General features: G+C 58.9%; 9 protein-coding genes. 4 read left to right on the forward strand and 5 right to left on the reverse strand.

The window, feature by feature from the left end; all coding sequences use genetic code 11:
* A partial coding sequence (locus ACRC1E_RS00075) for an RNA-guided endonuclease InsQ/TnpB family protein (RefSeq protein ID WP_438513068.1) occupies nt 1-309 on the forward strand: 309 nt, incomplete at its 5' end.
* Here ACRC1E_RS00075 and ACRC1E_RS00080 read toward each other — a convergent pair.
* Together ACRC1E_RS00080 and ACRC1E_RS00085 are read right to left on the reverse strand one after the other, a co-directional pair.
* On the reverse strand, nt 306-959 hold the full coding sequence (locus ACRC1E_RS00080) for a hypothetical protein (protein WP_438513069.1): 654 nt from the start codon (nt 957-959) through the stop codon (nt 306-308). The two genes, ACRC1E_RS00075 and ACRC1E_RS00080, sit on opposite strands and share 4 nt — an antisense overlap.
* A gap of 2 nt (nt 960-961) precedes the next feature.
* The gene (locus ACRC1E_RS00085; protein ID WP_438513070.1) at nt 962-1,381 is read right to left on the reverse strand and encodes an HIT family protein; all 420 of its coding nucleotides are present in this window, start codon (nt 1,379-1,381) and stop codon (nt 962-964) included.
* 82 nt (nt 1,382-1,463) lie between these two features.
* Between ACRC1E_RS00085 and ACRC1E_RS00090 the strand changes: the two genes are divergently transcribed.
* Complete coding sequence (locus ACRC1E_RS00090) at nt 1,464-2,165, forward strand: WYL domain-containing protein (RefSeq protein WP_438513071.1); 702 nt, start codon at nt 1,464-1,466, stop codon at nt 2,163-2,165.
* Here the strand turns inward: ACRC1E_RS00090 and tnpA are convergent.
* Nucleotides 2,140-2,385 (reverse strand): IS66 family insertion sequence element accessory protein TnpA, encoded by a 246-nt coding sequence (gene tnpA / locus ACRC1E_RS00095; RefSeq protein ID WP_438513072.1) that lies wholly within the window; start codon nt 2,383-2,385, stop codon nt 2,140-2,142. The genes ACRC1E_RS00090 and tnpA overlap by 26 nt on opposite strands.
* Before the next feature lies 1 nt (nt 2,386).
* Between tnpA and ACRC1E_RS00100 the strand changes: the two genes are divergently transcribed.
* Together ACRC1E_RS00100 and ACRC1E_RS00105 are read left to right on the forward strand one after the other, a co-directional pair.
* Nucleotides 2,387-2,803: a transposase gene (locus tag ACRC1E_RS00100; RefSeq protein WP_438513073.1), complete on the forward strand. Its 417-nt coding sequence runs from the start codon at nt 2,387-2,389 to the stop codon at nt 2,801-2,803.
* A 45-nt stretch (nt 2,804-2,848) separates the two neighbouring features.
* On the forward strand, nt 2,849-3,289 hold the full coding sequence (locus ACRC1E_RS00105; protein WP_438513076.1) for a zinc ribbon domain-containing protein: 441 nt from the start codon (nt 2,849-2,851) through the stop codon (nt 3,287-3,289).
* A gap of 16 nt (nt 3,290-3,305) precedes the next feature.
* On the opposite strand, the gene ACRC1E_RS00110 is transcribed toward ACRC1E_RS00105, so the two are convergent.
* Nucleotides 3,306-4,643 carry a type II toxin-antitoxin system HipA family toxin gene (locus ACRC1E_RS00110; protein ID WP_438513074.1) on the reverse strand — a complete coding sequence of 446 codons (1,338 nt, stop codon included), beginning with the start codon at nt 4,641-4,643 and terminating at the stop codon, nt 3,306-3,308.
* Complete coding sequence (locus tag ACRC1E_RS00115; RefSeq protein ID WP_438513075.1) at nt 4,644-4,895, reverse strand: helix-turn-helix domain-containing protein; 252 nt, start codon at nt 4,893-4,895, stop codon at nt 4,644-4,646.
* Between the last annotated feature and the right edge of the window lie 102 nt (nt 4,896-4,997).

Consider the following 4,997-nt stretch of genomic DNA (forward strand, 5'->3'; position numbering starts at 1 on the left):
ATCCTCGATCAGGGCTGGTTCGAGTTTCGTCGCCAGCTGGACTACAAGCTGGCGTGGCACGGAGGGCATCTCATCGCCGTGCCGCCACGGAATACCAGCCGCACCTGCCCGTGCTGTGGTCATGTGTCGGCGGATAATCGCCAGACGCAGGCGCGGTTTGAGTGTGTCGAGTGTGGCTACGAGAACAACGCCGACGTAGTCGGCGCGATCAATGTATTAAGGGCGGGACACGCCCGGCTAGCCTGTGAAGTGAACGCTGCGGTAATGGCGTCAGCAGCAGGAACCCACCGAGGCGAGCTGGCCGCCTAGCGGCCAGACGCGGTAGGAATCCCCGTCCTTTCCAGCCTCAAGGCTGGCGAGCGAAAGCGAGAGGGCGGGGAGGATGTCAAGTGACCGACCCAGTGTGTGCGCGTTAACTGCTGCAACAGCGTGTAAAAGCGGCGGAGACAGTAGGCCACGCCAGGTTTCAGACGGATCTGGCCTCGCCCGGTGCGAGTGTAAATAAACTCATCCGTGCCACCGCCAAAATTTTGCAAATAGGTCAATGGTTGTTTCGAGACCGTGGCCGAAACCTTGCTCAGGAGCGCATCAAAATCCGGGTGGCGAATGGCAGCCAACAGCGTGGATACCTGTGTTTGTAGACGGAACGCCGCGATGGCTGTGAGGACGGCTGCCTGAGGTCCCTTGCTCTGCGCCAGAACGCCGGCCGTACAGGCTGGTCGACCGCTGCTGTACGGCAGGGCGTGGTTCCAGTACAGCCCGATAAAACGCAGTCCGAGCTGGCGAGTGGTCAGCATCAGTTCATGCCCATCGTCCGCGCCGAGTTCGATGGCCAGATCGGCCAGTGCCATCAGTAACGCGAACTTGTACGTTGCTGTGAAATCACCCTCGGCGAATAACCGTTGCAACTTGCTGAGGAACTGGAGTTGGGCTTCCGGACTGGGAGCGATGGCGGACATGTTCAGCGACCCGTCCAGTAGTCGGCCTTGTGCGGGATCACCCAGCGCACCCCGCCGCGCGGGTCTTCGACATCACCGCGGTAGCGTGGGATCAGATGCAGGTGCAGGTGCGGAACCGTCTGTCCGGCGGCAGCGCCATCATTGATGCCGATATTGAAGGCATCCGGTTGATGGGCTTGCTGGACGGCCGCTTTGGCTTGATCCAGCAGAAGCAGCATGGCCTGCCGTTCATCGTCACTTGCCTCGAAAAACGAGCCGATATGGCGCTTCGGGATGATCAGGCTGTGGCCTGCAGACACCGGATAGCCGTCGTAAATCCAGATAGCGTGCCTGTTTTCGGCAGTGATGCGCGAGGGGGGAAGACTGCAAAATGGGCACGTCATCTCGGCTTTGGCGAGGGCTGATTTGGCACTGTCCGTCATGATACATCCAGATGGCTGTCAAAATGATAGGTATTTTTTTATCATATCGTATCACTTTAGCCCGCTGCAACACTCACCGACCATGCAGACTAAATCCCTTTCCGAGCTCAGCCAACCCCAGCGCGACCGTCTGGCGTATATCGAGTTGCGCATCCGCTTTATCGGTGAATTGCGTCGGCAGGATCTGGTTAACCGCTTTGGCATCCAGTCGGCAGCCGCCTCCCGGGATCTGGCTCTCTACAAGGCGCTCGCACCGGGCAATATCGCGTACAACAACAAGCAGAAGGCCTATGTGCCGGGCGACGACTTTGCGCAGCTCTTTGAATACCCGCGTGAGCGGGTGATGGCCTGGCTGACCCAGGGCTTCGGTGACGGCGAGCCGCAAACGTTATCAGCCAGCGTTCCCAGCGAAATTTCTGCGCGGCTCACACATCCAGACCTGACTGTGCTCGCGAGTGTGACGCGGGCCATCCACCGGCAATGTCCGCTGGCCATTGGCTACCACTCGCTGAGCAGTGGTTACTGCGAACGGGTGATCGTGCCCTTTGCGCTGTTCGACAATGGTCTGCGCTGGCATGTGCGGGCCTATGACCGTAAACGACAGGGCTTCCGTGACTTCGTGATCACCCGTATCCAGCACCCCAGACTGTTGGCCGAGGAGGGCGCGGCCCCTTACGAGCACTGCGGCCAGGACATCCAGTGGGCACGCATCGTCGAGCTCGAACTGGTTCCGCACCCAGATCAGTCGCACCCTGAAATTACGGCCATGGACTACCCAGCATGATGGGGCCTACAGGTGGAGGCAAGATTGGCGCTGCCTCCAGCTTGACCGGCACAACAGCGGGTTGTGCCACGCTTGTGGCTAATAATTTGCGCCAGCGCTGGAAGGTCGAATGCGCCAACGCATGCTGCCGGCAGTAATCAATGATGCTTAGGCCGCTACGGGAAAACGCCTCGACATGGTGTTGCCAGAAAATACGGGACTCAGCAGCAGGATCCGACATCGTGCACGCCTCTCAAGGAAAACTTGAGAATGCCGGTTCCTATCTGAAAATCACATGTGGGGCGGCCGGCCGCTTACACCGTGGCGTCAACATTCCGATGTTCACCAGTCAGGGGGTGCGTGAGGACTTTTTGCCGGAGCAGAAAGAGCGCATGGCACAGCGGGAACGCAAACGCCGCCGTTATCAGCGGCAGCTTTCACGACGCACCAAGGGTTCTTCCGGCTGGAGGAAAACCAAACGCGCCATTGCGCGGACGTACACCTACGGCCACGAAGTCAGGAAGGATTTTGCCCATCAGGTCAGTCATCGCCTGCTGGCTGATGACAGCACTCGTCTGATCGTATTCGAGGCTTTGCAAGTCAAAAACATGACCCGCAAACCCAAGGCCAAGGCCAAGCGGGATGAATCAGGCCGCTGACTGCGCAATGGCGCACGCGCCAAGGCCGGGCTTAACGGCAAGATTCTGCAAAGCGCGTGGGGCAAGACCCGTGACTTTGCAAAGTACAAATCGATCAGGAAGAACAAACTCCTGATCGAGATAGCACCGCATCACACCTCGCAGGAATGTGCCCACTGTGGGAATATTCATCCGGATAACCGGCTGACGCAAGCCGAGTTCATCTGCCAATGCTGCGGACACAAAGACCACTCGGACGCGAATGCATCGAAAGTGATTGCTGCACGCGGGGTTGCGCTGGTGCAGTCGGAAGACTACGCGCCCAAGGTAAGTCAGCGGGTGATGCGAATGCGGAAGAAGGCATTAGGTAGGGATGGAACGTCCCGAACCGATCCTACGCAGGATCAAACGCCGACAGAGACCATGGTAAGTCGCAGTGCGCGAAAGCGTACCCCGCAGCGGTCGGTGAAGTCGGAAACCTCCGCTACAACGCCAAACGGCGTTTAGCGGTGGGAGAGTTCATTTAGCTGTGCCGGGCAGCCAGTCTGTCGCGCTGGCGCCGGATGCTGTCAAAAATGGCCTGTACTACTTCGGCTGGAAAATCGGGCGCCAGTTTACGCTCAACCGCCTGTAAAACCCCGCTTGTGCTATCGGCCAACTCGCTCAGCAGGTCCTTGGCCCATGCTTCGGTCAGGCCGCTGCTGCGCGCTTGCGCCAGCCAGTGGCGCGGCTGGATGCGGTCGATTAGGTAGTGGTTGTTTTGCCCGCGTACAGCCATCGCGAGCTTGGCTTTTTGCGGCGCAATCTGGCCGGCACCATGGCCGATGACGGGATGGGCGGACAAAATGTCGTATAGTGGTGTTGCTCGATACCGACCACCCGGTAAATGGAACAGGCTGAAGTTCTTGGCGTGACCGTCGGTGGCGGCCAATAACCAGAACACCACTTGCGTCTTGAAGAACTGGCGACGGTCGGCTTCGCTGCACTCTGACCCGGCCAGAATATCGAGGATGCGAGCCATGCCTGGGCCACCATCGCTCTGGTACTTGAGGTGGGGTGGGGTGCCCGTGGCTTGGCAGAAATCTTCTTGTGGCAGACGTATTAGCCAGCTGCCGTCGGCGGATAGCCGGCGGTCAAAGCGCTCGACCACCAGAACTTTCTGCTCTTCAAAGCGGGCGATGTCGCAGCGCGAAACCGGCAGACCGAATGCGGCAACCAGTTGCGCGCACAGCCATTCGTTTTCCACCGAGCTGCGCATATCTGCCTGCATGCCGCCCACCAGTCCCAGTGGCAGTTTTAAGATATGGGTGGTAGGTGTGCTGCCCAGCGGGCGTTGCCAGCACCCGTCGTGGTATAGCAGGGCCGTTTTTTCTTGCGCGCCGGCAATGGATAGGCGCAAGTCGGTGTCGTGGTCCATCTGGCCTGGCAAGCCGGCTTGCACCGTTTGTCGCAGCAGCGTTGCGATGTCTGCTTCTGCCAGGGGCTCTCCGCAGATGCGCTGCAGGTCTTGCGGAGTTTCATCTTCTGGTAACAGTTGCAGCGCGCCTACGCAGTCGCGCCCCAGCGCTGCTAGCAAGGTAAACGACGCACTGTCGCTCAGCCGGTAGCGTTGTGCCAGACGGCGACGGATGGCGTCACTATCGGGTAGCAGGTTATCGAAATAGGCGTTGACCACCGCACCACGATACGCGGCATTGCCGGGCAAAAAGGGCAGCGATAGTGATAGTGGCCGCGCTTGCGAGTGATTGAGCCAGCTGTCGTGGTAGACGAAAGTTTCGCCGCTGCGAGTGAGTGCCCATTCGCCGACCAGCAGGCCATTCATCCACACGTTCAGCTGTTGCCGGTGACTTTTGCGGCCCATTTACCACGCCTCGTCGCTGACTGCTGCCGGTTTATCATCGCGGGTGTGGATCACCAGTTCTGCATCCAGCACCCGTAGCAATTTGCTTAGCCGCTCTACGCTAGCCGCCGCTGGGCGGGCTTCCAGTCGTGCATAACTTTGCTGGCTGATGCCAAGCCGTTCGGCCAGCTGTGCCTGGGTCAGTCCAGCGCGCTGACGAAGGCCACGCAACATGGCAGGCAATTGTTCCGGCGTAATGATGGGGTAGTGCATGGTGTCCGGCTCTGCATTGGGTTTATTTTACATTCTATATGTTGTAAACGTGAAATACAACTTATGTGATGTATTACGATTTTACAATGTATAGGGTGTTAA

Origin of the sequence: Craterilacuibacter sp., assembly GCF_051659485.1 — a bacterium.
Taxonomy (GTDB): Bacteria; Pseudomonadota; Gammaproteobacteria; order Burkholderiales; family Chromobacteriaceae; genus Craterilacuibacter.

What these genes read in the sequence shown, in the direction of transcription:
- ACRC1E_RS00080 (WP_438513069.1), bottom strand. Translation starts at nt 959, where the DNA reads ATGTCCGCCATCGCTCCCAGTCCGGAAGCCCAACTCCAGTTCCTCAGC.
- ACRC1E_RS00085 (WP_438513070.1), bottom strand. Translation starts at nt 1,381, where the DNA reads ATGACGGACAGTGCCAAATCAGCCCTCGCCAAAGCCGAGATGACGTGC.
- ACRC1E_RS00090 (WP_438513071.1), top strand. Translation starts at nt 1,464, where the DNA reads ATGCAGACTAAATCCCTTTCCGAGCTCAGCCAACCCCAGCGCGACCGT.
- tnpA (WP_438513072.1), bottom strand. Translation starts at nt 2,385, where the DNA reads ATGTCGGATCCTGCTGCTGAGTCCCGTATTTTCTGGCAACACCATGTC.
- ACRC1E_RS00110 (WP_438513074.1), bottom strand. Translation starts at nt 4,643, where the DNA reads ATGGGCCGCAAAAGTCACCGGCAACAGCTGAACGTGTGGATGAATGGC.
- ACRC1E_RS00115 (WP_438513075.1), bottom strand. Translation starts at nt 4,895, where the DNA reads ATGCACTACCCCATCATTACGCCGGAACAATTGCCTGCCATGTTGCGT.